The organism is bacterium (assembly GCA_040755795.1).
In the GTDB taxonomy this organism is placed as follows: domain Bacteria; phylum UBA9089; class CG2-30-40-21; order CG2-30-40-21; family SBAY01; genus JBFLXS01.
In genome coordinates, this window is record JBFLXS010000746.1 from 1 (window position 1) to 1,086 (window position 1,086).

Genomic DNA, 1,086 nt, shown 5'->3' on the forward strand with positions numbered 1-1,086 from the left:
TATCCCCTGCAAATACTCCTTGTCTGCTGCTGATAAAATAACTTCCCTGCTCATTCTCCTACAACTTTTTCTCTATCAACAGCTTGTGCTATTTTTAGTTCTTTAAACTAAGTTGTTACAGTACTAGAAGCTATCTCATAAATGATTTTAGTAGAATTAGTATGCAAGCCAGCAAAACGAAGGCTTTATAGTTCTCTACTTTGTACTCATATCTGGTTACACATCTTCTATAGTTAAAGAGCCAGGCAAAGAACCTCTCCACTTTCCATCTTCGCTTATATCGCCTCAATTTCCTGCCGTCCTGCGTCTTTTTTGTCTTTCTATTTCTTCTATGCGGAGCAATCATATCAATGCCTTGCTCCTGTAGCATCTGATCCAAAGGATCAGAATCATAAGCCTTGTCACCGATAAGCTTTTCAGGTAAAGGCTCAATAAACCGCTCTTCCAACACCTTTTCCACAAGTTTTACTTCGTGGGGAGATGCTGATTGGATTGAGACAGATAGTACAGTACCACTAGCGTCTGTGACTGCCATGATCTTGCTGCCTTTACCTCGCTTAGTTTTCCCAACAGCAGATCCCCCTTTTTGGCCATGCAGAATGAGCCATCGATAAAACACTCGCTCATATCCACACCGCCTCTTTCATGTAAGTCTCTGGCCAGAGTCTCTACCACCTTCTGCATCACTCCCTGCTCTCGCCATTGCTGAAACCTTCTATGGCAAGTCTGATAAGGTGGATACATAGGTGGTAAATGGCTCCACTGTGCTCCAGTCTTCAATATCCAAAGAATGCCATCCAGTACATCTCGCTTATCTCTCCAAGGCCGGCCTTTGCCGTCTGACCGCTTTGGACCATCTGGAATTAGGTCCTTTATCACTTCCCACTGCTTATCTACCAACTTCATGACAAATAAACATCTGCCAATTAAATAAGATCCCTATTTATGAGATAGCTTCTAATAAATCACTTGCCCAAAAATTGGAAAGAGTAAGCCCGTTGGTATCACAAGACGCAACTACGCGTTATTTGGAATTTATGGAAAAATACCCATCGCTTGTCAACCGCATTCCTTTGTCATACATCG

General features: G+C 42.4%; 1 protein-coding gene and 1 pseudogene. One reads left to right on the plus strand and one right to left on the minus strand.

Annotated elements, in window-relative coordinates; all coding sequences use genetic code 11:
• Nucleotides 1-130: 130 nt before the first annotated feature.
• Nucleotides 131-906 (minus strand): IS5 family transposase gene (locus AB1414_21380; GenBank protein ID MEW6609964.1). Its coding sequence is split into 2 segments (ribosomal slippage): nt 131-579 and nt 579-906, totalling 777 coding nucleotides; the frame shifts between segments, so codons are not numbered across the junction.
• A 53-nt stretch (nt 907-959) separates the two neighbouring features.
• On the opposite strand from AB1414_21380, the pseudogene AB1414_21385 reads away from it, so the two are divergent.
• Nucleotides 960-1,086 (plus strand): annotated as a pseudogene (locus AB1414_21385) (Crp/Fnr family transcriptional regulator).